The 26,994-nt window shown below is 64.0% G+C and carries 25 protein-coding genes and 1 tRNA gene; 13 read left to right on the forward strand and 13 right to left on the reverse strand.

Annotated elements, in window-relative coordinates; translation table 11 throughout:
* Positions 1-9 precede the first annotated feature (9 nt).
* On the forward strand, positions 10-1,194 hold the full coding sequence (locus tag BMY38_RS00100; protein ID WP_092758618.1) for an alpha-hydroxy acid oxidase: 1,185 nt from the start codon (positions 10-12) through the stop codon (positions 1,192-1,194).
* Here BMY38_RS00100 and BMY38_RS00105 read toward each other — a convergent pair.
* The 3 genes from BMY38_RS00105 to dapA form a co-directional block, all read right to left on the reverse strand.
* On the reverse strand, positions 1,157-2,299 hold the full coding sequence (locus BMY38_RS00105) for an MFS transporter (protein ID WP_092758624.1): 1,143 nt from the start codon (positions 2,297-2,299) through the stop codon (positions 1,157-1,159). The genes BMY38_RS00100 and BMY38_RS00105 overlap by 38 nt on opposite strands.
* A 109-nt stretch (positions 2,300-2,408) precedes the next feature.
* A complete protein-coding gene (smpB, locus tag BMY38_RS00110) occupies positions 2,409-2,885 on the reverse strand; it encodes an SsrA-binding protein SmpB (protein ID WP_092758625.1) in 477 nt (158 codons plus the stop codon).
* A gap of 202 nt (positions 2,886-3,087) precedes the next feature.
* Positions 3,088-3,960: a 4-hydroxy-tetrahydrodipicolinate synthase gene (gene dapA, locus BMY38_RS00115; RefSeq protein WP_092758626.1), complete on the reverse strand. Its 873-nt coding sequence runs from the start codon at positions 3,958-3,960 to the stop codon at positions 3,088-3,090.
* Between the two features lie 134 nt (positions 3,961-4,094).
* On the opposite strand from dapA, the gene BMY38_RS00120 reads away from it, so the two are divergent.
* A complete protein-coding gene (locus tag BMY38_RS00120; RefSeq protein ID WP_175495722.1) occupies positions 4,095-6,074 on the forward strand; it encodes a lytic transglycosylase domain-containing protein in 1,980 nt (659 codons plus the stop codon).
* A gap of 114 nt (positions 6,075-6,188) precedes the next feature.
* On the opposite strand, the gene BMY38_RS00125 is transcribed toward BMY38_RS00120, so the two are convergent.
* Both BMY38_RS00125 and mnmC2 read right to left on the reverse strand, forming a co-directional pair.
* Complete coding sequence (locus BMY38_RS00125) at positions 6,189-7,136, reverse strand: DMT family transporter (protein WP_092758628.1); 948 nt, start codon at positions 7,134-7,136, stop codon at positions 6,189-6,191.
* Positions 7,133-7,801 carry a tRNA (5-methylaminomethyl-2-thiouridine)(34)-methyltransferase MnmC2 gene (gene mnmC2, locus BMY38_RS00130; protein WP_092758629.1) on the reverse strand — a complete coding sequence of 223 codons (669 nt, stop codon included), beginning with the start codon at positions 7,799-7,801 and terminating at the stop codon, positions 7,133-7,135. Before mnmC2 ends, BMY38_RS00125 begins: the two co-directional genes overlap by 4 nt.
* A gap of 52 nt (positions 7,802-7,853) precedes the next feature.
* On the opposite strand from mnmC2, the gene BMY38_RS00135 reads away from it, so the two are divergent.
* The 3 genes from BMY38_RS00135 to arfB all read left to right on the forward strand — a co-directional run bounded on the left by BMY38_RS00135 (position 7,854) and on the right by arfB (position 10,281).
* Positions 7,854-8,888 (forward strand): NAD(P)/FAD-dependent oxidoreductase, encoded by a 1,035-nt coding sequence (locus BMY38_RS00135; protein WP_092761010.1) that lies wholly within the window; start codon positions 7,854-7,856, stop codon positions 8,886-8,888.
* 60 nt (positions 8,889-8,948) lie between these two features.
* Positions 8,949-9,560, forward strand: a complete 612-nt coding sequence (locus BMY38_RS00140; RefSeq protein WP_092758630.1) for a queuosine precursor transporter — start codon at positions 8,949-8,951, stop codon at positions 9,558-9,560.
* 301 nt (positions 9,561-9,861) lie between these two features.
* Complete coding sequence (gene arfB / locus BMY38_RS00145; protein ID WP_092758640.1) at positions 9,862-10,281, forward strand: alternative ribosome rescue aminoacyl-tRNA hydrolase ArfB; 420 nt, start codon at positions 9,862-9,864, stop codon at positions 10,279-10,281.
* Between the two features lie 188 nt (positions 10,282-10,469).
* Here arfB and BMY38_RS00150 read toward each other — a convergent pair whose 3' ends face one another.
* From BMY38_RS00150 to pncA, 5 genes are all read right to left on the reverse strand, one after another.
* Positions 10,470-11,885: an ATP-binding protein gene (locus tag BMY38_RS00150; protein ID WP_092758642.1), complete on the reverse strand. Its 1,416-nt coding sequence runs from the start codon at positions 11,883-11,885 to the stop codon at positions 10,470-10,472.
* A gap of 37 nt (positions 11,886-11,922) precedes the next feature.
* A complete protein-coding gene (gene pncB / locus BMY38_RS00155; protein ID WP_092758644.1) occupies positions 11,923-13,215 on the reverse strand; it encodes a nicotinate phosphoribosyltransferase in 1,293 nt (430 codons plus the stop codon).
* Positions 13,216-13,272: 57 nt separating this feature from the next.
* The gene (locus BMY38_RS00160) at positions 13,273-14,034 is read right to left on the reverse strand and encodes a YkgJ family cysteine cluster protein (RefSeq protein ID WP_092758646.1); all 762 of its coding nucleotides are present in this window, start codon (positions 14,032-14,034) and stop codon (positions 13,273-13,275) included.
* Between the two features lie 106 nt (positions 14,035-14,140).
* Complete coding sequence (locus BMY38_RS00165; RefSeq protein ID WP_092758648.1) at positions 14,141-15,820, reverse strand: BCCT family transporter; 1,680 nt, start codon at positions 15,818-15,820, stop codon at positions 14,141-14,143.
* Positions 15,821-15,966: 146 nt separating this feature from the next.
* Positions 15,967-16,587, reverse strand: coding sequence for a bifunctional nicotinamidase/pyrazinamidase (gene pncA / locus BMY38_RS00170; RefSeq protein ID WP_092758650.1), 621 nt, complete (start codon positions 16,585-16,587; stop codon positions 15,967-15,969).
* Between the two features lie 72 nt (positions 16,588-16,659).
* Between pncA and trhO the strand changes: the two genes are divergently transcribed.
* The 3 genes from trhO to BMY38_RS00185 all read left to right on the forward strand — a co-directional run bounded on the left by trhO (position 16,660) and on the right by BMY38_RS00185 (position 19,006).
* A complete protein-coding gene (gene trhO / locus BMY38_RS00175) occupies positions 16,660-17,559 on the forward strand; it encodes an oxygen-dependent tRNA uridine(34) hydroxylase TrhO (RefSeq protein WP_092761012.1) in 900 nt (299 codons plus the stop codon).
* 335 nt (positions 17,560-17,894) lie between these two features.
* A complete protein-coding gene (locus tag BMY38_RS00180; protein WP_092761014.1) occupies positions 17,895-18,566 on the forward strand; it encodes an alpha/beta fold hydrolase in 672 nt (223 codons plus the stop codon).
* Positions 18,563-19,006, forward strand: coding sequence for a DMT family transporter (locus BMY38_RS00185; RefSeq protein ID WP_092758652.1), 444 nt, complete (start codon positions 18,563-18,565; stop codon positions 19,004-19,006). Before BMY38_RS00180 ends, BMY38_RS00185 begins: the two co-directional genes overlap by 4 nt.
* 27 nt (positions 19,007-19,033) lie before the next feature.
* Here BMY38_RS00185 and BMY38_RS00190 read toward each other — a convergent pair whose 3' ends face one another.
* Positions 19,034-20,422 carry an FAD-binding oxidoreductase gene (locus BMY38_RS00190; protein WP_092758654.1) on the reverse strand — a complete coding sequence of 463 codons (1,389 nt, stop codon included), beginning with the start codon at positions 20,420-20,422 and terminating at the stop codon, positions 19,034-19,036.
* A 103-nt stretch (positions 20,423-20,525) separates the two neighbouring features.
* On the opposite strand from BMY38_RS00190, the gene BMY38_RS00195 reads away from it, so the two are divergent.
* From BMY38_RS00195 to gndA, 3 genes are all read left to right on the forward strand, one after another.
* A tRNA-Met gene (locus BMY38_RS00195) sits at positions 20,526-20,602 on the forward strand.
* A gap of 127 nt (positions 20,603-20,729) precedes the next feature.
* Complete coding sequence (locus BMY38_RS00200; protein ID WP_092758656.1) at positions 20,730-21,257, forward strand: heme oxygenase-like domain-containing protein; 528 nt, start codon at positions 20,730-20,732, stop codon at positions 21,255-21,257.
* Positions 21,258-21,354: 97 nt separating this feature from the next.
* A complete protein-coding gene (gene gndA, locus BMY38_RS00205) occupies positions 21,355-22,752 on the forward strand; it encodes an NADP-dependent phosphogluconate dehydrogenase (protein ID WP_092758658.1) in 1,398 nt (465 codons plus the stop codon).
* Positions 22,753-22,766: 14 nt separating this feature from the next.
* Here gndA and hemC read toward each other — a convergent pair whose 3' ends face one another.
* Positions 22,767-23,711 carry a hydroxymethylbilane synthase gene (gene hemC / locus BMY38_RS00210; RefSeq protein ID WP_092758660.1) on the reverse strand — a complete coding sequence of 315 codons (945 nt, stop codon included), beginning with the start codon at positions 23,709-23,711 and terminating at the stop codon, positions 22,767-22,769.
* Between the two features lie 91 nt (positions 23,712-23,802).
* Here hemC and hemE point away from each other — a divergent pair, with 91 nt between their 5' ends.
* Entirely contained in the window at positions 23,803-24,831 is a 1,029-nt protein-coding gene (hemE, locus tag BMY38_RS00215) for a uroporphyrinogen decarboxylase (RefSeq protein ID WP_092758662.1), read from the forward strand.
* A gap of 38 nt (positions 24,832-24,869) precedes the next feature.
* A complete protein-coding gene (locus BMY38_RS00220) occupies positions 24,870-26,063 on the forward strand; it encodes an NAD(P)/FAD-dependent oxidoreductase (RefSeq protein WP_175495723.1) in 1,194 nt (397 codons plus the stop codon).
* A 4-nt stretch (positions 26,064-26,067) separates the two neighbouring features.
* Here BMY38_RS00220 and hemF read toward each other — a convergent pair whose 3' ends face one another.
* Positions 26,068-26,970 (reverse strand): oxygen-dependent coproporphyrinogen oxidase, encoded by a 903-nt coding sequence (gene hemF, locus BMY38_RS00225; protein ID WP_092758666.1) that lies wholly within the window; start codon positions 26,968-26,970, stop codon positions 26,068-26,070.
* Positions 26,971-26,994: the final 24 nt, after the last annotated feature.

The raw sequence follows: 26,994 nt of genomic DNA on the forward strand, positions 1-26,994 counted from the left end.
AGCCCCGACATGCCCCCCGTCATTACCGACATCGAAGACCTGCACAGGCTCTACCGCCGCCGCGTCCCCAGGATGTTCTACGACTACTGCCAGTCCGGCAGCTGGACCGAGCAGACCTATCGCGAGAACGAAACCGACTTCGACCTTATTCGGTTGCGCCAACGTGTTGCAGTCGACATGGAGGGCCGGTCGGTCCGGTCCAAGATGATCGGGCGCGAGGTCGCGATGCCGGTGGCGCTGGCGCCGGTCGGTCTGACGGGGATGCAACACGCGGACGGCGAAATCCTTGCCGCGAAGGCCGCCGAAGCGATGGGGGTGCCGTTCACCCTTTCCACGATGTCGATCTGTTCGATCGAGGACGTGGCCCGGAATACGACCGCACCGTTCTGGTTTCAGCTCTATGTGATGCGGGACGAGGATTTCATCGACCGCCTGATCGAACGCGCGCAGGCCGCCGGGTGCGATGCTCTGGTCATAACGCTTGATCTGCAGATCATGGGTCAACGCCACAAGGACCTGAAAAACGGCCTTAGCGCCCCGCCCAAGCTGACGCCCACGTCCATCGCCAACATGATGACGAAGGTGCAGTGGGGTCTGGGGATGGCGCAAACCAAGCGCAGGTTCTTCGGCAATATCATCGGCCATGCCAAGGGGGTCGAGGACGCGTCGTCACTGTCGTCCTGGACGGCGGAGCAATTCGATCCCCGGCTGGATTGGGACAAGATCCGGCGGCTGAAGGAGAAGTGGGGCGGCAAGGTCATCCTGAAGGGCATCCTCGACGCCGAGGATGCGCGCATGGCGCTGGCTGTCGGAGCGGACGCCATCGTCGTGTCGAACCACGGCGGGCGGCAGTTGGACGGCGCGCTGTCGTCGATCCGCATGTTGTCTGAAATAGTCGACGCCGTGGGCGACCAGATCGAGGTTCACATGGACGGCGGCATCCGGTCGGGGCAAGACGTGCTGAAGGCGATCGCGATGGGGGCCAAGGGCACCTATATCGGCCGGGCTTTCATCTATGGTCTGGGGGCCATGGGTCAGGCGGGTGTGACACGTGCACTGGAAGTGATCCGTCGCGAGTTGGACGTTACGATGGCGCTGTGTGGCGAGAAGGACATTCATAATGTCGGGCGGCACAACCTGTTGGTGCCCAGGGGATTCAGCGGCGAATGGGACCCTCGCGGACGAGACGGCTGAGCGGCCAGATCGCCGCCAGAAGAATCGCGACGCAGGCGAAGGCCCAGCGCAGGCCGAACGTCTGCGCACCAATCCCCATCAGGGCGGGCGCGATAAAGAAACCGATGAAGCCGATCACGGCGACCCGCGCGATGACGGCGGTCCGTTGTGACGGCAGCGACAATCGGCCCGCCAGGGCCAGACCCATCGGACCTATGACCGAGATACCAAGCCCCATCAGGCCGAACCCGATATAGGCAACGAACGGCGTCGGAGCGGCGGCGGCGATCAATACCCCGGCAACAGCCAGCGCTGTGGCGATACGGATAACGCCGATCTCGGAAAGGCGCGCGGCGACGGCCTGCCCCGAGAAACGGCCCACGGCCATCGTCAGGCCCAGCATCGCCGGGCCGAATGCGCCTTCGGCAGCGCCACCCAGAAGGGTGCGTTCGATATGCAGGGCCGACCAGCTTTCGACCGTCGCCTCGGCCATGAAACCGATCAGCACGATCGCCCCGCACAGCGCCACCAGTCCCAATGGAAGGCGCGGGACGGGACCGTTGCCGACGTCCCGAACCGCGACCTGCATCATCTGGAACGGCGCGGTCGCCAGAACCAGCATCGCTATCGCCGGAAAGATCGCGCCCGGTCCCCAGCCCGCCTCGCGCATGGCACCGGTCAGCAGGGCCGAGACGGCGTAGGCCACAGAAAACATAGCATGGTTCACGTTCATCAGGCTGCGGCTTGTTCGCGTCTCGATCTCGGAAACGCGGGCATTCATCACCACGTCGGTCAGGCCCGATGTCGCACCAAGGATCATCAGGATCACGAAGAACAACGGCACTGTATAGGCCACGGCTGGCAGCATTGACGCCGCCGCCAATATCACCGTGCCAGCCGGCAGCGCCCAACGTCCCATCCTTCGGTCCCAGCGCGGCGCGATATAGAGCGTGGTGGACAACCCGATGGCCGTGCCCAGCAACAGGAGCCCGAAGGAGGCGTCATCCACGCCGATCCGCGCCTTCAGCACTGGGGCCATGGCCGCGATGCAGCCCCAGGTCAGACCGACGGCCATGAAAGCGGCAACCGGCGCGCGGCTGAGGCGAAGGGCAGAAAGGATCGACATGGGCGGCAGGTGGTCCGTTCGTTCGGTTGAAAGCGGCGGGTCATCTGCCAGTTTCTCTTGGCGAAAATATCCCGGAGGAGCCGAAGGCCGGGGCTGGCCCCCGCCGGATCTAGCCGTGATCCTTCATCAGGCGGGCCTTCTGCCGCTGCCAGTCGCGCTTGGCCGCGGTTTCGCGCTTGTCGTGGTTCTTCTTGCCCTTGCCGACGCCGATCTTCAGCTTCACCATGCCCCGATGGTTGAAATACATCACCAGTGGAACCAGCGTGTAGCCCTCGCGCGCCGTGGCATTCCAAAGCTTCGACATCTCGCGGGAGCGTACCAGCAGCTTGCGGCGGCGACGCTCTTCATGGCCGAAGGTCTTGGCCTGTGCATAGGGCGCGATATAGCCATTCACCAACCATAACTCGCCCTCTTTCACCTCGGCATAGGATTCGGCGATGTTCGCCCCGCCCTGCCGCAGCGACTTGACCTCGGACCCCTCCAGCATGATGCCGCATTCGATATCGTCCTCGATCGCGTAATCGTAGCGGGCCCGCCGGTTCTCGGCGATTACCTTGTAGTTCTTGTCTTTGTCATCCTTGGCCATGTTGTGCCACTTAGGCCTGTGCAGCCGCCCTGTCCACGGGGGAGAAGCGACGCGACAGGAAGTTCCAACCGACCGCGACCGGCGTCATCGCGCCAGCCGCTAAACCAGCGCCTGCAACCCTGCGCCCGCCACGACCCAGCCGCTCGACGATGCACCACCAGGCCCGGCACAAGGCCCCTGGGCAGGCCCTATATCGTCTCGGTCAATTCAGCAGACCGGCGTGGCGCATGGCCTCGGCGATTCGGGTTCTGGTGCCTTCGGTGGCAGGCGTGATGGGCAGGCGGACCTCGTCCGAACATTTGCCCAGCATCGCCAATGCGGTCTTGGCCCCGACGACGCCCGGTTCAGCGAAAATGGCCTGATGCAGCGGCATCAGCCGGTCCTGAATGTCCAGCGCAGTGGCATAATCGCCCGCGAACGTCGCCTCGTGCAATTGCGACAGCAAGCGCGGCGCGACATTGCAGGTCACCGAAATGCATCCCACCCCGCCCTGCGCGTTGAAGCCGTGCGCCGTCGCATCCTCGCCCGAAAGCTGGATGAAGTCCTTGCCACAGGTAATTCGCTGCGCCGAAACGCGGGCCAGATCGCCCGTCGCATCCTTGACGCCGACGATATTCGGCAACTTCGCCAGTTCGCCCATTGTCGCGGGCGTCATGTCGACGACCGACCGACCGGGAATGTTGTAGATGATGATCGGGATGCCGACCTCGTTCAGCGCAGTGTAATGCGCGATCAGGCCCGCCTGCGTCGGCTTGTTGTAATAGGGCGTGACGACCAGCGCACCGTCCGCGCCGACGTCCCTGGCGAACTGTACGAAGCGCAGCGCCTCGGCGGTGTTGTTGGACCCGGCCCCTGCGATCACCTTGACCCGGCCCGCCGCGCGTTTGACGACGGCCTTGATGACCGCCTCGTGTTCGGCGTGAGTCAACGTCGGGCTTTCGCCGGTGGTGCCGACCGGGACCAACCCGTGGGAGCCTTCTTCGATCTGCCAGTCGACCAGCGCGTCCAGCGCGTCGAAATCGACCTCGCCATTCTTGAGGGGCGTCACCAACGCGGGCATGGAGCCTTTGAACATCGACGCATCCTCCTGTGGTCCGTATTCGCGCGGAAACTAGCCGGGGCCGTGCGGCGCGGCAAGGTGATGCTTTTTGATGGATCGCATCACTGTTAGTCGCCATGCGAGTGCCTTGCCCCTATATTGACGGAATGATGTTCAAAGACTTTCTTGCCGCAGCCACATTGACCTTCGCCCTGACCCTCAGTGGACAAGGGCAGGCCAATCCCGCAGTTGCTGCGGGGATTGCAGCCCTGCGCGCGGATGACGAGGTCGGGACCCGTGCCGCGTTGACGCAGACCGACGACCAGATCGCCCGCGATGTCATCTTGTGGCACCTTCTGCGGGCCCGGAAAGGTACCTTTTCGGAAGGGGAGGATTTCCTGCGCCGCAACCCCGACTGGCCCGGTCTGAACCTTCTGCGCGCGCGGGTGGAGCTGGACATTCCGGCCACCATTGCGCCCGAACGGATTGTCGCATTCTTCGACGGTGCACCGCCCCGCACCTCGCGTGGGGCGCTGATGCTGACGATCGCGCTTATGTCACTGAACCGCGAGACCGAAGCCGAAACCGTCGCCATCGACGCTTGGCTGACGATGCCGATGTCCGCCGCGTCCGAGGCGGGATTCCTCGAAATCATGGGTGATCTCCTGCGCCCTTTCGACGCCGCCAGGCTGGATGCAATGACCTGGGGAGGCGATATACAGTCGGCTGAACGGACGCTGGCCCGCGTCACCGGACCCGAAGCTGCACTGGCCCGCGCGCGCATTGCATTGCGCGCCGGGCGCGAAGGCGTGGACGAGTTGATCGCGGCAGTCCCCGAAGGTTTCCGCGACCATCAGGGACTGGCCTACGAACGGTTCCGCTGGCGCCTTGGCAAGTCCCGGCTGGACGGCCCCGATGGGGCGCTGGCGTTGCTGTTTGCCTTTGATGCCGACGCCGACACGCTTGGCAACCCGAGCGTATGGGGCCAGCACCGGGAGCGTCTGGCGCGCAGCCTGATGCAGAACGGTCGATACGAAGATGCCTATCGCGTGGCTGCGAAACACAATCTGCCCGAAGGCGATTCCAACATCCCGGGGAACGAATGGCTGGCGGGATATATTGCGCTGCGGTTCCTTGATCGCCCCCAGGATGCCGCCGTGCATTTCCGTACCTTCGATGGCAACGTGGCCTCGCCCATCTCCAAGGGGCGCGCCGGGTATTGGCTGGGGCGCGCACTGGAAGCCAGCGGCGATGCCACGGGGGCTGTCACGGCCTATATCATGGGCGCGCGCTACCAGACCAGTTTCTATGGACAGTTGGCCGCCGAGCGCGCCAATCTGCCGGCCGATCCTCTGCTGAACGGGAGCGAGGTTTTTCCTCCTCTCGACCAGACCTCCTTTGCACAATCCAGTCTGTTGGCCGCCGCGCGTCTGCTGGACGGTTTGGGCGAACGCGAACTGGCCGAAATGTTTCTGGCCGAACTGGCCGAAAGCCTGCCGCGCGCCGAAATCGGCAGCCTGCTCGATGTCATTCTCGACGATCTGGGCGATGCGCATGTCGCACTTCTGGTGGCCAAGCGCGCGGCCCAGTCGGGCTATGAATTGCACAGGGGGTATTTCCCGGTAACGGATCTGGCCACCATCGAAAGCCCGGTCGCACCCGAGCTTGCCCTGTCGATCGCGCGTCGCGAATCCGAATTCAATCCGATCGTCGTGTCGGGCGCGGGCGCAGCCGGACTGATGCAGCTGATGCCGGGCACCGCGCGCGATATGGCGGCGCTGGTCGGCATTCCGTATCGTCAACCGGCGTTGACGGAAGAGCCGCTCTATAACGCACGCCTCGGCACCGCCTACCTGAGGGAGCTGGAGGCGGAGTTCGGCTTGTCTCCGATCCTGATCCCGGCCGCCTATAATGCCGGACCCACCCGCGCGCGGCGCTGGTCTGCGGAGTTCGGCAACCCGTCCGACCCGTCCATCGACGTCATCGACTGGATCGAGGATGTGCCCTACAGCGAGACGCGCAACTACATCATGCGGGTATCGGAAAGTCTTCTGCCCTATCATGCGCAACTGACCGGCTCGGTCGAGGATGTGAAACTGGAAGACTGGCTGAAGGACGGCTACGGCGACCTGGCGCAACGCAACAACTGACGCCCGGGACACAGCGCCGCCGCATGACAGACAGGGCGGGAATGAACGGGACTATGACAGGCCAAGGGGCGACGCCGAACCCATCCGCGCCGCAATCGTTGCCTCACCTCCCGCTCAACCGTTTCGGCCGGGTGCGGCGTGTTCTGGAACATCGTCTTTCCGAAAACCGTCTGCGCCCCGGTCGGTCGATGCCTCCTGTGCCTGGTCGACCCGTCGTCCCCGCCAGAGCGTGAAGAGACCCGCCGCTATGACGATGGCCGCGCCCAGAACGACCTGCGCCTGCAATGCCTCGCCGAAGACGGTCACGCCGATAAAGGACGCGAACACAAGTTGTAGATAGGCGAATGGCTGGACCACGCCGACCTCCGCCACCTCGTAACAGCGGATCAGCAACCAGTGCCCCGTTGCGCCTGAAAGGCACAGCGCAGCCATCCACCCCCAATCGGACAATGTCATAGGCTCCCAGAACCAGACTCCGACCAGGGTGATTGCCATGGCTCCGACCGTGCCGGTCCAGAAGAAACTGGTCGCCGTCGTGTCGCGTCGCGCGACATATCGGGTCAGCAAACCATACATCGCAAACAATGCCGCCGCCGTCAGTGGAACGAGTGCGGCGGGCGAAAATACCGTCACACCCGGCTGTAGGATAATCAGCACACCCACGAAGCCCAGCGCAATGGCGGTCCACCTGCGCCAGCCCACGCGCTCGCCCAGGATCGGGCCGGACAGGGCGGCGGCCAGCAAGGGGTACGCCGCGAAAATGGCATGCGCCTCGACCAGTCCCAGCAGGACGAAACCGGCCACCATGACGCAGATTTCTCCCACCAGAAGCAATCCGCGCAGGCCCTGGATCACTGGCTGCGACGTGGCGGCAGCGGCGCGCAACCCGCCCGCCCTGCGCGCGGCAATGGCAATGACAAAGGCGGCGAAGAACCAATACCGGATCATCACAACCATCAGTACGTTATATTCCCCGGCCAGATGCCGCGAGAGGCCGTCCTGGATGGCGAACACGAAGGTCGTCGCCACCATCAGCGCGATACCCAGCCGGTCGCCCCTCATCGCAGGACGCCTCGTGTCATATGGCGTTTGCGTCCGAAGCCTGGCACGCGTTCCACGGCAAACCCCGCAGCGCCCAGCGCCTGCCGGACATGGCCCGCCGCAGTATAGGTGGCGAAGGTGCCGCCCGGCGCGGTATGGCGCGCGACCTCGGCCATCAGGTCCGCTCCCCACATCTCGGGATTTCGAGCGGGCGAGAAACCGTCCAGAAACCATGCATCTGCACGTCCGTTCCATGCAGGCAGGGTTTGGCGTACGTCGCCTTGAACGATTTCGATTTCGACCCCCGGCAGGGTGATCCGGTCGCCGGGCCACTGATCCAGCAGGGGCGTCGCGTCGATGCCCGGAAACGCCGATAAGGCGCGCGCCATATCGTCCCGCCCCATTGGATAAGCCTCGAATGACGTGAAGCGCAGCGCCCCCGCTCCGGTCCAGTCCTGCGCCATCACCAGCGCATTCAGCCCCGTCCCGAAACCCAGTTCGGCGATGTGAAACCCGGCGCGCAGGCGCGTCGCCAGATCGTTGCCTCGCACAAAAACGTGCCGTGTCTCCTCCGCCCCGTCGATGATCGAAAAATACGGGTCGTCGAAGCGCACCGCCACAGGTGTACCCTCGCGCCATTCCAGATCGGGCACGCCTGTCGTCGGGTCCGGGTTTCCGTCGCTCATATCCTGCCCTATGGCCTTGATGTGACTGGACAGGAAGGGCGAGGAATTGGCAATCGACGTGACGATCCTTGGGGCAGGCGTTTTTGGATTAGGCTGTGCCTGGGCGATGGCGCGGCGCGGCGCGAAAGTCCGCGTGGTCGATCCCAATGGCGTGGGCGCAGGGGCGTCCGGTGGCATCGTCGGGGCGCTGGCCCCGCATGTCCCAGAACAATGGAACGACAAGAAGGCCTTCCAACTGGACAGTCTGCTGATGGCGCGGGATTGGTGGAAGGCCGTGGCCGAAGTCGGCGGCGGCGATCCCGGATACGCGCGAACGGGCCGTCTGCAACCCATCCCCGACAAGGCGGCACACGCGCTGGCAATGGAACGCGCAGTCGGCGCCGCGACGCTGTGGCAGGAACACGCGACATGGACCATCGAGCCTGCCCCTCAGGAATGGTCACCCGGCACGCCGACCGTTATCCGCGACACCCTGTCCGCACGCATTCATCCACGCCGCGCCTGCGAGGCACTGGCGTCGGCCATACGCGCCACGGGCGGAGAGATCGTGCCTTCGGGAGATATCGGGGGCTTCGTTCTGCACGCCACGGGTTGGCGGGGACTGACCGCGATGCGGGACGACCGGGGCCGCACGGCTGGCACCGGCGTAAAGGGACAGGCGGCATTGTTGCGCCTGGACCGCCGCGACCTGCCGCAGCTTTATGCACACGGCATGCATATCGTGCCGCATTCGGATGGCACGGTAGCCATCGGCTCGACCTCGGAGCGGGAGTTCGCGGATACCTCCACCGATGATCGACTCGACGACCTGCTGGCCCGCGCCTGCACCGCTGTGCCTGCACTGGTCGGGGCCGAGGTGCTGCAACGCTGGGCCGGTGTGCGTCCTCGGGCCCGGTCCCGCGCGCCGTTGATCGGAGCATGGCCCGGGCGGGACGGACATTTCGTCGCCAACGGCGGCTTCAAGATCGGGTTTGGTGTCGCGCCCAAGGTGGCGGAAGTGATGGCCGACCTGATCCTGTCGGGAACCAACAATATCCCCGATCCCTTCCGTACCGATCATCTTGCACCCTGGGTCTCAGGCGTCTAAAGTGCCCATCTGCCCGTCAGGGCCATGTCTCCGACCACCATGTCAAAACGGGTTACAGAAATGAAAATACTTCCCGCCATCGTTGCGATGGCCGTTATCGTTGTCGCCTCGAACATCGGCGTCCAATTTTTAGTTGCTGACGGCTGGCTGACGTGGGGGGCGTTCACATACCCCCTCGCGTTCCTTGTCACCGACGTCACGAACCGTCTTTATGGTCCTGATAATGCACGAAAAGTCGTGCTGGTCGGGTTCGTCGCGGGCCTTGCGTGTTCCCTGATCGGGACGCAGATCGTGGGGGAGTTCGGGCCATTGGTGACGCTGCGCATCGCGCTGGCGTCCGGAACGGCGTTCCTCGTGGCGCAACTGCTTGACCTGGCGATCTTTTCGAAGCTTCGGGATCGGGCCTGGTGGGTGGCTCCGTTGACATCTTCGGTGATCGGATCGGTTGTCGACACGGCACTGTTCTTCACCATTGCCTTCGCCGGTTTTCTTGCATTTCCAACGACTTGGGGCGACGTGTCCTGGGCGCAGGAGACGACGGTTGTGGGGCCGCTGTGGGTCGGGCTGGGATTGGCGGATTGGGGCGTGAAGATGGCGATTGCGCTGCTGGCGCTGGTACCGTTTCGTGTCATTACGATGAATTTGCACCATGGATTGCGGGAAAGGGGTTGACCCACACAATATCTGTGCAAATCTACAAGCACAGAAACCCATTGAAAGGAGGTGATCCAGTGTCAAGAAAGATAGTGGAGAAGACAGTCGGGACAACTTGGGGGGTTCGCGTCTAGGGCAGCCCCTAAACGTCTGATAACCTTAGGTTGATGCGTCTAACCGACCTCACCTCCTGATCCTTTCGGAAGGCCGCCCTCGCACTTTGGGGGCGGCCTTCTTTGCCATTTGCCGCCGGTATTACGCCAATGCATACGAGGGTATTACCCCGGTATTACCCAATTCGCTGCCCAAAGGCTCCTCCATGCCCCTGACCATCACGCCGCAGATCGAACTTCAGGACTGGGAAATCACCGAGACCTTCGTGCGCGCCTCCGGGCCCGGCGGGCAGAACGTGAACAAGGTGTCGAGCGCCGTGGAATTGCGGTTCGAGGCGGAACGCTCGCCCAGCCTGCCCGGCCCGGTCAAGACGCGGCTTCGGCGTCTGGCGGGGCGGCGCTGGACGAAGGAGGGGGCGGTGGTGCTGCAGGTCTCCGAAGAACGCAGCCAAGCCCGCAACCGGGAGATCGCGCGGGACCGGTTGGTGGAGTTGGTGCGGGCAGCGGCACACAAGCCCAAGCCGCGTGTGAAGACGAAGGTATCGCAGAACCAGAAGCGCAAGCGGGTGGAGGCGAAGAAGAAGCGCGGGGAGGTCAAGGCGCTCAGGGGTGGGGTGGATTTGTAGGGCTGAGAGACACTGTATGACTTCCACATTGACATAGGTTGCCTCAAGTTTTGGTCACTGAGACTGCTATGGAAAGTTCATGGAACGTTCCGTGACATTGCAAATGACAACAAAAAACAAATGCGTTACTTTTCAATATCTTAAATTGACACTTCTTCGAAAAGAGTAGTTACCAAAAGATGAACAACCTAGCTCCCTTCTTGTGCAAAATAAGGAAGATAGCGTGCAAACTTCCGCGACTTACCCACAGCCGGATCTGGTATGATCATACCAGAGTCTACCGTGGCTTTGATGATCCGAGACACAGCTGAAGTATCGGGGCCACTTCCAAATCGCTCTCGGAGCGTGTCATTTGTCATCGGTTCGCGCATCACATACTTGAGAACAGCATGTTGATAGCAAGCGCGCGTCTTGTCATCTTGGGTCATCGCCTCGAATGATCGATGACCATGCACAATTGCCTTCGTGGACTCAAACTCTGCGATGAATTCTGGGGCAGGAAGTTGATACATCTCAGCTGCAGAAACTACCCTATCGATACCGCTGCTACGCTCTTCGCAGATTTTCAATTGCCTCATCACCCAAGTCAAACGCTCATTTCGAGACCTATGACCATCGATAAATCTCTCAACTGGAACAACCGGCAATCCAGGGTTTGATATTTCAATCCTGTTTTGATAAATTTCAATTATCGGACTGGTTCCAGAAACTTCTAGGTCTTGATGAATCAAGGCATTGGCAACAAGTTCTCTGAGCGGCCTCTCGGGAAATAGGGGTGCGGTCGTTCGCAAAGCATTTTCAAGAACCTCATTCTGAGGCATTGAATCCATAGCGCTACGAACCAGCCCACTAAATCCGACAGCATAACCACGCCGCCCCACAATATCCTTCCGGGTGTCTAGTTTGTCATTTCCATTGTAAATTATGAGACGAGGGGCTTTCCTCTCAAGAGGCGGAAAAATTGACAAATCATTTGAAAGTAGAAGGCCAGCCATATTCGTAAGAATGTAAGCGGACCCATTTCCTTCAATAAGTCGAGCATCAACAAGACGACCAATTTTCTCATCGTCGCTTCCACCTTCGGGATGTCCCCATATAGAAAGAAAGGACCCAACATCAAGTAACTCAAAGACTTCTGCCGCCGAAACTCCGGAGACTAGCGGCTGCATGCCCCACTCTAGCCTGCCCTCACTGAAGATAGATCGAAGCCGATCTTCGGTCATGGCTACAAGCTCTTCCCCCGACCGCATCCAGTAGGCACCGCGATATTGGTAGCATGTTCCTGCCGGCCGGCTAGGTATACGTAATGCTAGTACTCTTTTATCATCGAGACGCATTTGGGACACTTCAACATTTAAGCCAGTATTCTGACGTATCTGTGAAGTGATTTGCTCTAGATTTGGAAAAACCGAGGTGCCCACGATGGTACGAGGAGGCACATCAGAGACACCGAAAACGATAAACCCACCACGTTCATTTGCGATCGCTACAACATATTTGAACAGCTTTTCGCGATCATAAGAAGTCTTGGCTTCTTTAAACTCCAAACCAGACGTTTCACGGGGCTGAGATATCAGGTTACGCAGGCGTTCGGTAGAAATCATAGTATCCTCACATCTTACTCCTAGAATACTACCTCACCTAAACCACAACCTCGACCCCAACCTGCTCGCCAACCCCAAACACCCGCTTGTAGCGCGCCACCTCGTCCTCCGGCCCCATCGCCTTCTTCGGATTGTCCGACAGCTTCACCGTCGGCCTGCCATCGGCAGACACCGCCTTGCACACGAGGGAAAACGGCGCCAGCGCGTCGCCATCGACCAGCCCCCGGAAATCGTTGGTCAGCAGCGTCCCCCAACCAAACGACACGCGGACGCGGCCCTGAAACTGGGCGTGGAGTTCCTCGATCTTGGCGACGTCCAGGCCGTCGGAGAAGATGACGAGTTTGTCGCGGGGGTCCTCGCCCCGCTCCTGCCACCAGCGGATCGCGGTTTCCGCCCCGGTGGCCGGGTCGCCGGAATCGACGCGGATACCGGTCCAGCCGGCCAGCCAGTCGGGGGCGTTCGCCAGAAAGCCGGGCGTGCCGTAGGTGTCGGGCAGGATGATGCGCAGGTTGCCGTCATGCTCCTCCTGCCAGTCGGCCAGCACGTCATAGGGGGCCTGCGCCAGTTCGGCGTCGCTGTCGGCGAGTGCGGCATAGACCATCGGCAGTTCGTGGGCGTTGGTGCCGATCGCCTCCACATCGTTGTTCTTGGCGATCAGGCAGTTGGAGGTGCCGGCGAAATTGGCGCCCAGCCCCTCGCCCAATGCCTGCACGCACCAGTCCTGCCAGAGGAAGGAATGGCGGCGCCGGGTGCCGAAGTCGGCGAGGCGGAGGCCGTCGAGGTCGCGCAGGCGTTCGACCTTTTCCCAGACGCGGGTCATGGCGCGGGCATAGAGGACCTGGGTCTCGAAGCGGCCCATGTCCTTGAGGACGGCGCGGGAGCGGAGTTCCATCAGGATGGCGAGGGCGGGGATTTCCCAGAGCATGACCTCGGGCCATGTGCCTTCGAAGGTGAGTTCGTATTGGTCGCCGTGGCGTTCGAGGTGATAGGGCGGCAGGCGGAGCTTTTCGAACCATTCCATGAAATCGGGGCGGAACATCTGGCGTTTGCCGTAGAAGGTATTGCCGCGCAGCCAGGTGGATTCGCCGCGCGACAGGGAGAGCGTGCGGACGTGGTCGAGTTGTTCGCGGAGTTCGCCCTCGTCGACGAGGTCGGCCAGCGGGATATGGGTGGAGCGGTTGATGAGCGAGAAGCGGACCTGTGTGCGCGGGCGGTTGCGGAACACCGACTGGCACATCAGCAGTTTGTAGAAATCGGTGTCGATGAGGGAGCGGACGATCGGGTCGATCTTCCACTTGTGGTTCCAGACGCGCGTGGCGATGTCCTGCATTTCGGCTCTCCCTGTCCCGTTGGGTTTGGAGCATGGGGCGGCGGGGGCGTCCAGCCGTTATCCCGCGCCGCGGGTCAGGCCGCGGGCCAGGCGGCGGCGCTCGGCGTCCAGCGATTTCGGGCTGTGGCGGGCGGATTTGAGGGCGTCGGGGGCGGGTGTGCCCCGCAGGGCGGCGGTGGCGATGGCGCGCAGGTTGTAGGTGTGGACCGGGGTGGTGCCGTGGAGGGCGGCGCGGGCCAGCGCATGGACCGTGATGGTGATGATTTGCGCCGGGAGGGTGCCGGTGCCGGGTTTGGCATGGCCTTCGGCGATGGCTTCGCAGGCGGTCACGTCGCGGCTGACGTAGGTGCGGCAGATCATCGGGCGGGCCGCGTAGGCGCGGCAGAGGCGGGTCGCGGGGTCGAGCGCCGGGCAGGCCTGCGGGTGCCATTGGGTGCCGTCGGGTGTGCCTTGCAGCGGGATGAGCGCGGCGTGGAGGGTTCGGGCCTCGGCCGCCGTGACGGTTCCGCCATCGTCGCCGGGCAGGATGCAGCAGAAGGCGCAGCCGGACTTGCAGTCGAGACCCGGAGGTTCGGGCGTGCGGTCGAGGAGGGCCAGGCCAATCGCACGCGCCGCCTCGCCCGAGGACAGGTCGCGGAGGGCGTCGGCGAAGGTGCGGGACGGATCGAGCCAGCCCAGAAGCAACGCGCGCGCCTGTTCGGTAACCTGCGGCGGCGATCCGGGCAGGCGTGCGGCGGTAATGGCGGCGCGCAGGGACGCGGTGTCGTGGGGCGGGCCGGGTTTGGCGGCGCGGCGTGCGGCGCGGGGGGATCTGGGCATCAGCGACCTTCGGGCAGGAACGGAGACTGTTTAAACCAAGGACAACCTTGGGCAGCCAGCAAAAAGGGAGCGCGAACGCCCCCTTTCCGGTCGATATGACCGCAGTTTACTCTGCTGGCGTCAGCGGAACATCCACGGTGGTGGCGATGCCCGCCCGTTCGCGGCGACCGTCGTTGATGATCGCCTTGATGAGCGAGATTGCCATCAGCACCATCACCAGGCTGAACGGCAATGCGCCGATCACCATGGCTGTCTGGATCGCTGCGATATCGCCGACGATCAGCAGCGCGGCCACCACCAGCCCGAGGGCAGAGCCCCAGAAAATGATGTGGGGCCGCGCCTTGGGGCCTTCGTCGCCCGCCGCATTGATCGTGTTGACGATCAGCACCGCGGAGTCCGCCGATGTGACGAGGTAGGTCATCAGCAGGATCACGATGATCACGGCCATGAGCCAGGACAGGAGCGGGCTGAACGGTTCGATCATCAGCTGCGTCATGGCGAAGATCTTGTCACCATCCGGCGCCGCGAAGATGGCTCCGTTCGCCTCGCCGTTGAGTTCCAGTGCGATGGCGGTACCGCCTGCATAGGCAAACCAGATAAAGCACATGAAAGCGGGCACGATCAGCGCGCCCATAACGAATTCGCGGATCGTCCGACCGCGCGAGATGCGCGCCAGGAACAGTCCGACAAAGGGAGCGAAGGCGACCCACCAGGCCCAGTAGAACACCGTCCAGGCCCCCTGCCAATTGGCAAGCTGGTCGGGCACGGAGTTCGGGATGCCGTCACTGCGTTCGACATTGAAGAGCATGCCGGGCAGCGAAATCAGATAGTCGAACGTGCCTGCGAACAGCGCCCAGGCCCCGTAAAGCGTGGCCCCGAAAATCAGGAAGAAGCCGAGCAGGAAGATCGACAGCACCATATTGATGTTCGACAGCCACTTGATGCCCTTGCCGACACCTGACAGCGCCGACAGCGTCGAGGCCCCCATGATGATGAACAGCGCGAACAGGATGCCGCCGCTGGACGGATTGCCTTCGGCGGTGGTCAGCCAGTCGCCGATACCGATCCGCGACATGCCCGCGACGAACTGGTTCACGCCAAAGCCCAGCGTCTGCGCGACACCCAGAATGGTGGCGACAACGGCGACGATGTCGATGACGTGGCCCAGCCAGCCCGACAGGCGATCACCGAACAGCGGCGTCAGCGCCGACCGGATCGTCAGAGGCAGGCCACGGCGATAGGCGAAGAACGCCAGCGCAAGTCCGATGATCGCATAGGTGGACCAGGCGGACAGGCCCCAGTGCAGGAAGCTGTAGGTAAAGGAATTCAGCCTGTTGGCTTCGCTGCTGGCCTCGGCCAGCCCCATGATGACACGGGGATTGGTCTGAAAGTGATAGATCGGTTCAGCCACCGACCAGGTCAGCATGCCGACACCGATTCCGGCCCCGAACATCATCGAAAACCACGAAAAATTGTCGAATTCCGGCCGATCGGTATCGGCCCCCAGACGCATGCGGCCCGCGGCGGGCCAGATGGCAAGACCAAGGCAGACCAGAAGGAAGCTACCGATCACATAGATGTACCAGGTCGCGAAATTCGTGAGGATCAGCTTGTTAAGTCCGGTCAGTACGGCGCCGGCCTGGGTCGGAAAGATCACCGCCCACAGGATCAGAACCGCAATGATGATCTTCGCCGGGATCGTGACGCGTGTGGCGAAACCATTGTAGAACCCGCCGTCGTGCGTATCTATCGGAAGATCGGTAAGGGGTGGTTCGATGTTAGCCATATCAGTGCCTCCCACGGCGATTGTGCCACGAACAATACGTTCGGTCCTGCCACAACCGGGCAGCAATTGCGACATGACTTGCCTGAATACGACATTAATTTGCAGATCGAGGCCGGAAAGCAAGCGATTTGGCGACTGCTCGCAGACTAGTCGACCAGTGCCACACCCGCCTTTTTCATCGCCGTTCGCGCCGCCGCCAGCGAGCCGTCGAGGTCGATAGCGCGACTCAGATCCTCGCGCACGGCCACATCAAACCCCAGCTGCGCGGCGTCCAGCGCCGAGAAGTTGACGCAGAAATCGGTCGCCAGCCCGACAAGTGTCAGGTCGCTGATATTCAGCGCGCGCAGCAGACCTTCCAGCCCGGTCGGAGTTTCATGATCGTTCTCGAAAAACGCGGAATAGCTGTCGACGGCGGGGTTGAAGCCCTTGCGGATGACGGCACGGGCGCGGTCGGTGTGCAGGTCGGGGTAGAACGCGGCGTCCCGCGTGCCCTGGATGCAATGATCGGGCCAGAGGACCTGAGCGCCGTAGGGCATGTCGATCACGTCATAGGGCGCACGGCCGGGATGCGAGGACGCAAAGGACGAATGGCCCGCCGGATGCCAGTCCTGCGTCAGGATCACATGGTCGAAATCCACCATCAGCGCGTTGATGCCCGGCACGATTTCGTCGCCGCCGGGCACGGCGAGATTGCCGCCGGGGCAGAAGCCGGTCTGCACGTCGATGACGATAAGGGCGCGTGTGTCGGTCTTGGCGGCGGCGGTCATGGCGGCACTCCTGATGTTCGAGGCGACCCTAATGCTTGAGGCACCGGGGGCAACGGCTTATGGCGCGGGATGATGTTCACGGTCGCCGCCCTTTATCGGTTCACGCCCCTGCCCGACCCGCACGCGCTGCGCGGGCCGTTGCTGGACCTGTGCCTGGCGAACGGCGTGACCGGAACGCTGTTGCTGGCGCCCGAGGGCATCAACGGCACCATCGCGGGCCCGTCGGACGGCATCGCCGCCGTGCTGGCGCATTTGCGCGCCCTGCCCGGCTGCGCCGATCTGGAGCCGAAATACGCGCAGGCGGAGGTCGCGCCGTTCGGTCGGATGCGGGTGCGGGTGAAGCGGGAAATCGTGACGATGGGCCAGCCGGACGTCGACCCGCTGGCGGGGGTCGGGCGATACGTGGCACCGGGCGACTGGAATGCGGTGGTGCGCGATCCGCAGACGGTCGTGATCGACACGCGCAACGCCTATGAGGTCGCCATCGGAAGTTTCGAAGGGGCCGTGGACCCGCAGACCGAGGCCTTCGGCGATTTCCCTGCGTGGTGGGCGGCGAACGCCGACCGGCTGAGGGGCAAGCGCGTGGCGATGTTCTGCACGGGCGGCATCCGCTGCGAGAAATCCACGGCTTACCTTCGCGGACAAGGGGTGGAGGATGTGGTGCACTTGCAGGGCGGCATCCTGAAGTACCTGGAGGAAGTGCCCGCGGCGGACAGCCTGTGGCAGGGGGCATGCTTCGTGTTCGACGACCGCGTCAGTGTCGGGCACGGGCTGGAACCGGGCGGTCATGTGCTGTGCCATGCCTGTCGCCGACCGCTGGAGCCATGCGATACCGAACGTCCGGAATATGAAGCGGGCGTGCAGTGCCATCACTGCGTCGACCAGTTTGACGCGAGCGACCGGGCGCGGTTTCGCGAACGCATGAAACAGATTGCACTGGCCCGCGACCGGGGCGAACGGCACCTGCGCTGAGAATTGCGCGGAATTTTGCCGATACGACGGACGAAACTATCGCCCGATGTCGACTTCCTCGGTCTCGTCGGAGGTGCGGGACCAGTGCTGGGTCAGGACGCGCACAAGGACCACAGCCGCGAAAACTGCCGTTGCCAGCAAGAAAAAATCCGTCATCCGATTCTCCCAAACCGAAACGATGCCGGATTTTTAACATGGGTTGCCGCCCGCTCAAAGCGCGTGTTGTCTGGCGAAATGGGATGGAGCATCCGGAGCGGATTTGGCGGATCAGGCGAAAATCGCGTGCCGAGAGCATCGTGAGTCGTCGCTTACCTTTAATTCTGCTGCCCGGCATGATGTGCGACGCACGCCTGTTTTGTCCCCAGACCGACGCGCTTGCCGACCGGCACGTCGAGGTTCTGCCGATCATCGCGGCCGACACGACCGAGGAGCTGGCCGACGCCGTTCTGGCCGACGCCCCGCCCCGGTTTGCCCTGGCGGGGCTGAGCATGGGCGGCATCGTCGCGATGGAGGTTCTGGCCCGCGCGCCCGGACGGATCGCCGGTCTGTGCCTGATGGACACAAACCCGATGGCCGAGACGCCGGAGTTCGCCGCCCGGCGAGAGCCACAAATCCAGCGTGTCCGCGCCGGCCACCTGCGCGCAGTGATGCGCGACGAGATGAAGCCGAACTACCTGGCCGACGGTCCGGGCCGCGATGCGATCCTCGATCTGTGCATGGATATGGCCGAAAGGCTGGGGGCGGAGGTCTTCATCCGGCAGTCCCGCGCCCTGCAAACCCGACCCGACCACCAGGATACGCTGCGTGGCGTCACGGCCCCCACGTTGGTCCTCTGCGGACGGGAGGATGCGCTCTGTCCGCTGCACCGACATGCGTTGATGCAGGACCTGATCCCCGGATCGACGTTGACCGTGATCGAAAACGCAGGCCATCTGCCGACGCTGGAGCAGCCGGACGCCACGACGTCGGCCCTGCGCAACTGGCTGACACAGGTGGATATGACATGACCCATTATGCCGCCATCATGCTTGCCGCAGGCATCGGCATCCCGGTTCTCGCGGCGCTGAACGCCCGCCTGGGCGCGAATATCGGTGGACCCGCAGCGGCGGCCTTCGTGCTGTTCACCGTGGCGCTGATCTGTTCGGGGGTGGCGATGGTTCTGACCGGGCCGGGTGCCCTGGCCCGTGTCGCCGTGCAACCGCCGCATCTGTTCCTGGCGGGTGTGCTGGTCGCATTCTACGTCCTGTCGATTACCTGGATCGCCCCGGTGTTCGGTGTCGGCAACGCGGTGTTTTTCGTGTTGCTGGGGCAGATGATCTCGGCGGCGGCGATCGACCACTTCGGCCTGTTCGGAGCGCGGATCGTGCCGTTGACGGCGGTCCGGGTCGTCGGGCTGATGGCGATGACCGGGGGGCTGGCGCTGATACAGCTGACGAACCGGGGATAGCTGCACCCCGGCGGCGGGATCGCCCGATCAGGGGTCCGGCATCACCTTGCCGGGATTCATGCGGTTGTCGGGGTCCAGCGCCGCCTTGATTGCGCGCATCACGTCCAGCGCCACCGGGTCCTTGCGCCGCGTCATCGTCGCCAGCTTGGACAGGCCGATGCCGTGTTCGGCGCTGATCGAGCCGCCAAGATCGACCACCACGCCTTCGATCATTTCGCGGATCGCATCCAGATGCGCCGCGTCGTCGCGCGTCGGATAGACCGTCAGATGCACGTTGCCGTCGCCCAGATGGGCGACAATCAGGTCGTCTGCCTGCGGGTCGATTCTGGCCAGCCCGGCGTGCATCCGCTCGATAAAGTCAGCGACGCCATCCAGCGGCAGGGCGACATCGTTGTCGACGATGGGCAGCCGGGTGAAGGTGATCTCGGCGGCGACTTCGCGCATGTCCCAGATGTGCCGCCGCTGCGCCTCGTTCTGGGTGATCATCGCATCGAGAACTTCGCCCGTTTCGACCGCCTCGGCCAGCACCTCCTCCATCACGTCCCCCAGGGGCCGGGACAGCCCGCCCATGTCGATCATCACGGCATGATCCTGAATCGCGAAGGGCTGACGCAGATCGGGGCGATGGGTCGCCAGTGCGGTCATGTAGCTGCGCGGCATGTATTCAAACGCCTCGACCGCGCCGTCGCTGGCCGCCTGAAGCCGCCGCAGAAGCGTCAGTGCCGATGGCAGGTCGCGCACGGCGGCCAGGGCGGTCGCATGGTGGCGGGGTTTCGGCAACAGGCGCAGGACGGCGCCGGTGATGATGCCCAGCACGCCTTCGGCCCCGATGAACAGGTCGCGCAGGTCGAGACCGGAGTTGTCCTTGCGCAGCTCGCTCATCAGATCAAGCACCCGGCCGTCGGCCAGCACAACCTCCAACCCCAGCACCAGCCCGCGCGTCGACCCGTATCGCACGACGTTGGACCCGCCCGCGTTGGTCGACAGGAAGCCGCCGACGCGGGCCGATCCCCGTGCCCCGAAGGTCAGCGGAAAGATCAGGTCGTGGGCGTCGGCGGCATCGTGGATGTCGGACAGGACGACGCCTGCCTCGACCACGGCGACCCCTGCATCGGGCCGCAGATCGCGGATTGCCGTCATCCGTTCGAGCGAGATCATCAGTGCGCCGGTATTTGCCGTGCCGCCGACCAGCCCGGTGTTGCCGCCGACGGGCACGACAGCCAGACCGTGCCGGGCGGCGATGCGCACCGTCTGCGATACCTGATCGGTGGAAGCCGGGCGCGCCACGGCAAGCGGATCGGCGCGCCATTTGCCGGTCCAGTCCTTCGCAAAACGTGCGGTCGCCTCGCCGGTCAGGACGTGTGCGTCGCCCAGAAGTGCGCGCAGGTCGTTCAGCGCGGCGCGGTGGTCTGTCATGGCGGCTCCTCCAAAGGTGAGTGCTGCCACGGGTCGCCTGCGATGAAAAGGCGTGGTGGCGGTCTTGACGCTTCTGGCGCGGGGTCGTATTCGGCGCGCCAGAGGCGGTGTAGCTCAGTTGGTTAGAGCAGCGGAATCATAATCCGCGTGTCCGGGGTTCAAGTCCCTGCACCGCCACCAGTCCTTCGTTCCCAACCTGAAGTCTGCGTCCGATTGCGCGCCTGACGGAATTGCACGCGCGTGCAAAGTCATCGGTCAGGCGAACCAACGACTTGCAACGGTCGACCGGGCGGGCGATCACTTTGTCATGACATTGACCGAACCGTTTCTCCGCGATCGACTGCGCACCGGCACCCGCGCTGCACAGGACGCGCTGGACCGGGCGCAGCGCCGCTTTTCCCTGAAGGATCCGGACGGGTTGCGGCGGTTTCTGGCGGCTCAGTCAGATGCGCTTTCCGCTTTGCGGACCTGCGATGACGCGCTGGCCCCGGCACTGGATGCGGCGCTGGCGTTGCTGGCTGAAGACTTGGACGACCTCGGTCACGACGCGCCGCCCAAGACCTGGCCGCGTCCTCGGACCGACGACGCCCTGGCGCGGGGCTATGTCTGGCATTCCCAGCGGGTGGCGCTGCGGATGATGGCGCGCGCGCTGCCCGAGGGCGGATCGGGACAATCGTATCTGACGGCACCCCGCGACGCGACGGAATGGCGGACGCTGTGCGCCATTCTGGAGGAGACGCCGGGGTACGGTGCGGCGGGCGACGTGACGTTGCAGGCGGCGAACGACTGGCTGGCCCTGTTCGAAACGATCTGCCACGATCATGCGCGCCGCTGACATCCATGCACGTCTGCCGTTTCCGACAAAGCCTGGTCTTTTCATGCGCGACCCGGCGGTCTAGGACCGGCGGTATCGGTAACAGAAGGACGCCGCGATGCCCGCAGATGCACGGATCGGCCTGATTGGCCTTGGCACCATGGGCACAGCCCTGGCGCTGAACATTGCCGAAAAAGGTTTCGACATCGCGGTCTTCAACCGCACCACGCAGGTGACGCGCGACTTTGCCGCGGGCGCGGGCGATCTGGCCCCAAGGATCACTCCGACCGAAACGCTGGAAGAATTTGTCGCCGCCCTCGCGAAACCCCGCGCGATCATCCTTATGGTGCCGGCGGGCGATCCGGTCGACGACCAGATCGAAGCGCTTCGACCGCTGCTGGACGACGACGATCTTATCATCGATGCCGGTAACGCGAACTTCCATGACACCAATCGCCGGGTCGCGGCGTCGGACCATCCCTATCTGGGTGTCGGCGTCTCGGGCGGAGAAGAAGGTGCGCGACACGGCCCTTCGATCATGGGTGGCGGCGCGCCGGAGGTCTGGGCGCGGGTCGAGGATATCATGCTGGCGATTTCGGCCAAGTATAAGGGCGAGCCCTGCGCCGCGCTGATGGGACCTGCGGGCGCGGGTCACTTCGTCAAGATGGTCCACAACGGCATCGAATACGCCGACATGCAGATGATCGCCGAGATCTATGGCATCCTGCGCGATGGCCACGGCCTGTCCGAGGACGAGATCGGCAAGGTCTTCGAAGATTGGAACACCGGTCCGCTCGAAAGCTATCTGATCGAGATCTCCGGCAAGGTCGCGCGCGCCAGGGACGTCGCAACCGGCAAGCCGCTGCTTTCGGTCATCGTGGATGCAGCCGGGCAGAAGGGCACCGGTCGCTGGACCGCGATCGAGGCGCTGCACCTGCTGACGCCGATCCCCGCCATCTCCGCCGCCGTCGACGCGCGAAACATATCCTCGCGGCTCCAGGAGCGGGCCTCGGGGCAGGATATCTTCGGGGCCGCCCCGCAGCGCTTCGACGATCTGGATCTCAAGACACTTGAAGGCGCGCTGATCGCGGGCAAGATCTTGGCCTATGCGCAGGGCTTCGTCATGATCGCAGCTACCGGAGATGTGTATGGCTGGGACATCGACCTGCCTCAGGTGGCGCGTATCTGGCGGGAAGGCTGCATCATCCGCTCCACGATGCTGGACGATATGGCCGCCGCCCTGGCCGACCATGCGGGCGATAACCTGATGCGCACACCGTATTTCGCGGATCTGATGAAGACCCATCACGGCGCGCTGCGGCACGTTGTGGCCGGGGCCGCGCTGAACGGGCATGCAACGCCCGCGCTGTCATCAGGGCTGGCGTATTTCGATATGATGCGCACGGCACGCGGCACCGCGAACATGATTCAGGGTCAGCGCGATTTCTTTGGACTGCACGGGTTCGTTCATGTGAATGGCGCGACGGATCAGCACGGCCCCTGGGCCCAGGACTGAGATAACAAGGACGGTCAGGCGCGCCAGTCGAAGAACCCGGCGGGCGCACGGGCCAGAAGGTTTTCGGCCATGGCATATCCCAGCGCCGCGCCCTCCATCGCCGGACAATCGCCCGCAACCGTCAGCACGTCCGACCCGTCGGGGCGCAGAATCTCGCCCCGGAATCGCAGCCTGTCGCCGTCCAGCTCGGCCAGCCCGGCGATCGGTGTTTCGCAGCTGCCGTCCAGCGTCAAAAGGAAGGCACGTTCGCAAGCCAGCCGCAGGCCGGTGTCCCTGTCGTGGATCGCCGACAGCAGTTCGGCCATGCGAGTGTCGTCGGCGCGACGTTCGATCCCGATTGCACCCTGCGCCACGGCGGGCAGCATATCGGCGGGATCGGTCGCATGGCGCGGCACGTCCGTCAGACCCAGCCGGTTCAGCCCCGCCATCGCAAGAAACGTGGCATCCGCCACGCCGTCGCGCAGCTTGGCCATGCGGGTCTGCACGTTGCCGCGAAACTCGACCAGTTTCACGTCGGGCCGCCGCACCGCGATCTGGGCACGACGGCGCAGGCTGGACGATCCGACGACCGCGCCCTGCGGCATATCGGCCAGCGCCACACCGGTCAGGGTGACGAAAGCATCGCGCACGTCTTCGCGCGGCAGATAGGTGTCGATTGTCAGACCGTCCGGTTGCAGCGTCGGCATGTCCTTCATCGAATGAACCGCGATGTCGATTGAGCCGTCCAGAAGCGCGTCCTCGATTTCGCGCGTGAATAGGCCCTTGCCGCCGATTTCCGACAGGGGACGGTCCAGCACGCGATCGCCGGTGGTCTTGATGATCTCGATGTGGAATGCCGCCTGCGGCAGGTCGAAGGCCGCCGCCAGCCGGTCGCGCGTCTCGTGCGCCTGCGCCAGCGCAAGGGGCGAGCCGCGCGTGCCGATAGACAGGGGCGCGTCAGAGGTTGGCAAATCGGACATAGGGCACACTTCCCGCTTCGGTTGACACCACCTGCCCGCCACGACAGGTCGTGTCCAGACCAGACCCGCCTCAGACCGCGCCGGAGTGAACATGACCAAAGCCATCCTCAGATCCCTCGCCGGTGAAACGCTGCCGGTGCCGCCCGTCTGGATGATGCGACAGGCCGGACGGTACCTGCCGGAATACAAGGCGACGCGGGCACAGGCCGGGGATTTCCTGTCGCTGTGCTACAACCCCGATCTGGCGACCGAAGTGACGCTGCAGCCGATCCGGCGCTTCGGCTTCGACGCCGCGATCCTGTTTGCGGACATCCTGCTGGTGCCGCAGGCGCTGGGCGCGGACCTGTGGTTCGTCACCGGCGAAGGCCCGCGCCTGTCTACCGTCACAAGGGCCGTTGATCTGGCGAAGCTGAAACCGGTCGCCGCCATCCACGAGACGTTACACCCGATCTATCAGACGGTCCGCAATCTGGCGGGCGAACTGCCGTCCGAGGTAACGCTGATCGGCTTTGCCGGTGCGCCGTGGACGGTGGCGACATATATGATTGCGGGTCAGGGGACGCCCGATCAGGCCCCGGCCCACGCGCTGAAAGACACCGACCGTGCGACGTTCGAAGCGCTGATTGATCTTATCACCGACGCCACCATCGAATACCTGTCGGCGCAGATCGACGCGGGCGCCGAAGTGGTCAAGCTGTTCGACAGCTGGGCCGGGTCGCTGTCGGGCGACGACTTCGACCGCTATGCGCTGGCCCCCGCCCGCACGATCATCGCCGCGCTCAAGGCCAGGCATCCGGGTGTGCCGGTTATCGCCTTCCCGCGCGAGGCAGGAGACAAATACGTGGGCTTCCATGCCGCGACAGGGGCCGATTGCGTGGCTGTCGATAATTCGGTCGATGCGGCATGGGTCGCCGAAAACGTGCAGACCGGCGGCTGCGTTCAGGGCAATCTTGCGTCGCGGCACATGGTCACGGGGGGTGACGCCCTGGTGTCGGAGGTCCGGCGCATTCGCGATGCGCTGTCGCAGGGACCGCATATCTTCAACCTGGGCCACGGCATCACCCCGGACGCGGACCCCGACAACGTCTCGCTGATGATCGACACGCTGCGCGAGAAATAGCTTTCGCGGAGGCGGTCCCTGCGCCAGCATCGGATATGATGCAGAGATTCGATTATATCGTCATCGGTGGCGGCATGATGGGTGCGCCCTGCGCCCGGTATCTGGCCGAATCCGGCGCGTCCGTCGCGTTGATCGCGCCCCCGGAACCGCCCGTCAAATCCGACAGCAAGGGGCCTTTCGCCAGCCATTACGATGCCGCGCGGATCACCCGGCGCGTGGCGGCGGATGCGGACTGGTCGCTGCTCTCGCGCCGGTCCATCGACCGTTATCGCGATCTGGAAGCCCGGTCAGGTCAGACCATTTTCCACGAAACCGGAGCCATCATGGCCGGGCCGCAGGACGGACCGATGGGGGATTTCACCGCCCGGTTCCACGCCGTGGCCGAAGCCCTGCCGCCTCCGCCGTCGATTATCGGCACCTGCGAGACATGGGAAACGCTGGGGTTGGCCCTGCCCTGCGGGTCCCTGGTCAGCCATGAGACGACGCTGGGCGGCTGGATCGACCCGCGCGCCATGCGCGACGCGCAGATCGCTCTGGCGCAAGCGGCCGGTGCAACCGTCCTGAGCCAGGCCGCCATCGCCCGGCAGGACGGCATCGTCACACTCGCCGACGGCACGCGGACCGGCGGCGCGCAGGTCGTCGTCGCCACCGGACCCCATGCCGGGTCGGATGGTTTGTTGCCCCGGCAGCCGCGTATCAAGGTCTGGGCCCGCACCATCGCCTTCGCCCGCCTGTCCGAAGCGACGGGCGCGGCGCTGGCCGACATGCCGTCGGTCATATGGGTGCCGCAGGGATGGGATCATGACCTGTATATGCTGCCCCCGGTCCGTTATCCCGACGGGCATCTGTACCTCAAGATCGGCGGGCAGGTGGACAGCCCGCGCATTCACACCGCCACCGAGATGCGAAACTGGTATCACGGCACCGGTGACGCTCATGTCGGCGCACGCCTTCTGGACGAGATGCGGGCCTTGCTGCCGGGTGTTGCGTTCGAAGCGACGCACACCGGTCCCTGCGCGGTGGTCTGGACCGACACCGGATTCCCCTGCATCGAGCGTCAGGACGACACCGTGACCGCGCTTATCGGCGGCAATGGCGCGGCGGCGAAATGCGGGGATGAACTGGGGCGACTGGGCTCGATGGTGGCGCGAGGCCTGTCGCTGGATGGCGAAGGCTACGCCACCGATTTCGCGGGTGTCTGGGAGCGGGCGGGCGAAATGGCGGACGGCTGATCCGTCAGTGCCACTTGGCCTCGGGCGGCAGCGACATCAGAACCGCATCGGCATCATGCCCGGATTCCAGCCCGAACTTCGTGCCCCGGTCATAGACCAGGTTATATTCCGCATAGAGACCGCGATGCACCAGTTGCACGTCCTTGTCCGCATCGGTCCAGGGCTGAGCGCGCCGTTTCTCCACCAGCGGCAGGAACGCGGGCAGGAACTGTTCGCCGACTGACCTGGTGAAGGCGAAATCCGCATCCCAGTCGCCTGTGTTCAGGTCGTCGTAGAAGATCCCGCCGACGCCCCGCGCCCGTTTGCGGTGGGGGATATAAAAATACTCGTCGGCCCAGGCTTTCAGCCGGGCATAACGCCCCGCCTCTCCTTCGGCCTCGTGCCCGTCGCAGGCCTGCTGCATCCGGGCGTGGAAATGCGCCGTGTCCTCGGGATATTCCAGACAGGGGTTCAGGTCGCTGCCGCCGCCGAACCACCATGCATGCGGCGTCCAGAACATGCGCGTGTTCATATGGACCGCCGGAACATGCGGGTTTCGCATATGCGCCACCAGAGAAATGCCGCTGGCCCAGAAGCGCGGGTCGTCGGCCATGCCGGGCACGCCGCGCGCGGCCATCGCCTTTTGCGCCCGGTCGCCCAGATGGCCGTGAACTTCGGACCAGTTTACGCCGACCTTCTCGAAAACGCGCCCGCCGCGCATCACCGACATCAATCCGCCGCCCGCATCGGACCCGTCATCCGCCGTGCGCCGGGTCGGCGTCACCTCGAACCGTCCGGCGGGCAGGTCCGCAAAGGGACGGGGTGCATCCGCGTCTTCCACCGTCTCGAAGGCGGCGACGATCCGGTCGCGCAATTCATGAAACCAGTCGGCTGCATCCCGTTTTCGGGTCTTGGATATGTCTGTCATATATCGAAACCTGCTTTTGCATTT

It is taken from the genome of Jannaschia helgolandensis (genome assembly GCF_900109285.1).
Classification (GTDB): Bacteria; Pseudomonadota; Alphaproteobacteria; order Rhodobacterales; family Rhodobacteraceae; genus Jannaschia; species Jannaschia helgolandensis.

What these genes read in the sequence shown, in the direction of transcription:
- BMY38_RS00190 (WP_092758654.1), bottom strand. Translation starts at nt 20,422, where the DNA reads ATGACAGACCACCGCGCCGCGCTGAACGACCTGCGCGCACTTCTGGGC.
- BMY38_RS00180 (WP_092761014.1), top strand. Translation starts at nt 17,895, where the DNA reads ATGTGCGACGCACGCCTGTTTTGTCCCCAGACCGACGCGCTTGCCGAC.
- hemF (WP_092758666.1), bottom strand. Translation starts at nt 26,970, where the DNA reads ATGACAGACATATCCAAGACCCGAAAACGGGATGCAGCCGACTGGTTT.
- BMY38_RS00120 (WP_175495722.1), top strand. Translation starts at nt 4,095, where the DNA reads ATGTTCAAAGACTTTCTTGCCGCAGCCACATTGACCTTCGCCCTGACC.
- BMY38_RS00160 (WP_092758646.1), bottom strand. Translation starts at nt 14,034, where the DNA reads ATGCCCAGATCCCCCCGCGCCGCACGCCGCGCCGCCAAACCCGGCCCG.
- BMY38_RS00100 (WP_092758618.1), top strand. Translation starts at nt 10, where the DNA reads ATGCCCCCCGTCATTACCGACATCGAAGACCTGCACAGGCTCTACCGC.
- arfB (WP_092758640.1), top strand. Translation starts at nt 9,862, where the DNA reads ATGCCCCTGACCATCACGCCGCAGATCGAACTTCAGGACTGGGAAATC.
- BMY38_RS00125 (WP_092758628.1), bottom strand. Translation starts at nt 7,136, where the DNA reads ATGAGGGGCGACCGGCTGGGTATCGCGCTGATGGTGGCGACGACCTTC.
- BMY38_RS00165 (WP_092758648.1), bottom strand. Translation starts at nt 15,820, where the DNA reads ATGGCTAACATCGAACCACCCCTTACCGATCTTCCGATAGATACGCAC.
- BMY38_RS00140 (WP_092758630.1), top strand. Translation starts at nt 8,949, where the DNA reads ATGAAAATACTTCCCGCCATCGTTGCGATGGCCGTTATCGTTGTCGCC.
- dapA (WP_092758626.1), bottom strand. Translation starts at nt 3,960, where the DNA reads ATGTTCAAAGGCTCCATGCCCGCGTTGGTGACGCCCCTCAAGAATGGC.
- pncA (WP_092758650.1), bottom strand. Translation starts at nt 16,587, where the DNA reads ATGACCGCCGCCGCCAAGACCGACACACGCGCCCTTATCGTCATCGAC.
- gndA (WP_092758658.1), top strand. Translation starts at nt 21,355, where the DNA reads ATGCCCGCAGATGCACGGATCGGCCTGATTGGCCTTGGCACCATGGGC.
- hemC (WP_092758660.1), bottom strand. Translation starts at nt 23,711, where the DNA reads ATGTCCGATTTGCCAACCTCTGACGCGCCCCTGTCTATCGGCACGCGC.
- BMY38_RS00220 (WP_175495723.1), top strand. Translation starts at nt 24,870, where the DNA reads ATGCAGAGATTCGATTATATCGTCATCGGTGGCGGCATGATGGGTGCG.
- smpB (WP_092758625.1), bottom strand. Translation starts at nt 2,885, where the DNA reads ATGGCCAAGGATGACAAAGACAAGAACTACAAGGTAATCGCCGAGAAC.
- trhO (WP_092761012.1), top strand. Translation starts at nt 16,660, where the DNA reads ATGTTCACGGTCGCCGCCCTTTATCGGTTCACGCCCCTGCCCGACCCG.
- BMY38_RS00150 (WP_092758642.1), bottom strand. Translation starts at nt 11,885, where the DNA reads ATGATTTCTACCGAACGCCTGCGTAACCTGATATCTCAGCCCCGTGAA.
- BMY38_RS00200 (WP_092758656.1), top strand. Translation starts at nt 20,730, where the DNA reads ATGACATTGACCGAACCGTTTCTCCGCGATCGACTGCGCACCGGCACC.
- BMY38_RS00185 (WP_092758652.1), top strand. Translation starts at nt 18,563, where the DNA reads ATGACCCATTATGCCGCCATCATGCTTGCCGCAGGCATCGGCATCCCG.
- BMY38_RS00105 (WP_092758624.1), bottom strand. Translation starts at nt 2,299, where the DNA reads ATGTCGATCCTTTCTGCCCTTCGCCTCAGCCGCGCGCCGGTTGCCGCT.
- hemE (WP_092758662.1), top strand. Translation starts at nt 23,803, where the DNA reads ATGACCAAAGCCATCCTCAGATCCCTCGCCGGTGAAACGCTGCCGGTG.
- pncB (WP_092758644.1), bottom strand. Translation starts at nt 13,215, where the DNA reads ATGCAGGACATCGCCACGCGCGTCTGGAACCACAAGTGGAAGATCGAC.
- mnmC2 (WP_092758629.1), bottom strand. Translation starts at nt 7,801, where the DNA reads ATGAGCGACGGAAACCCGGACCCGACGACAGGCGTGCCCGATCTGGAA.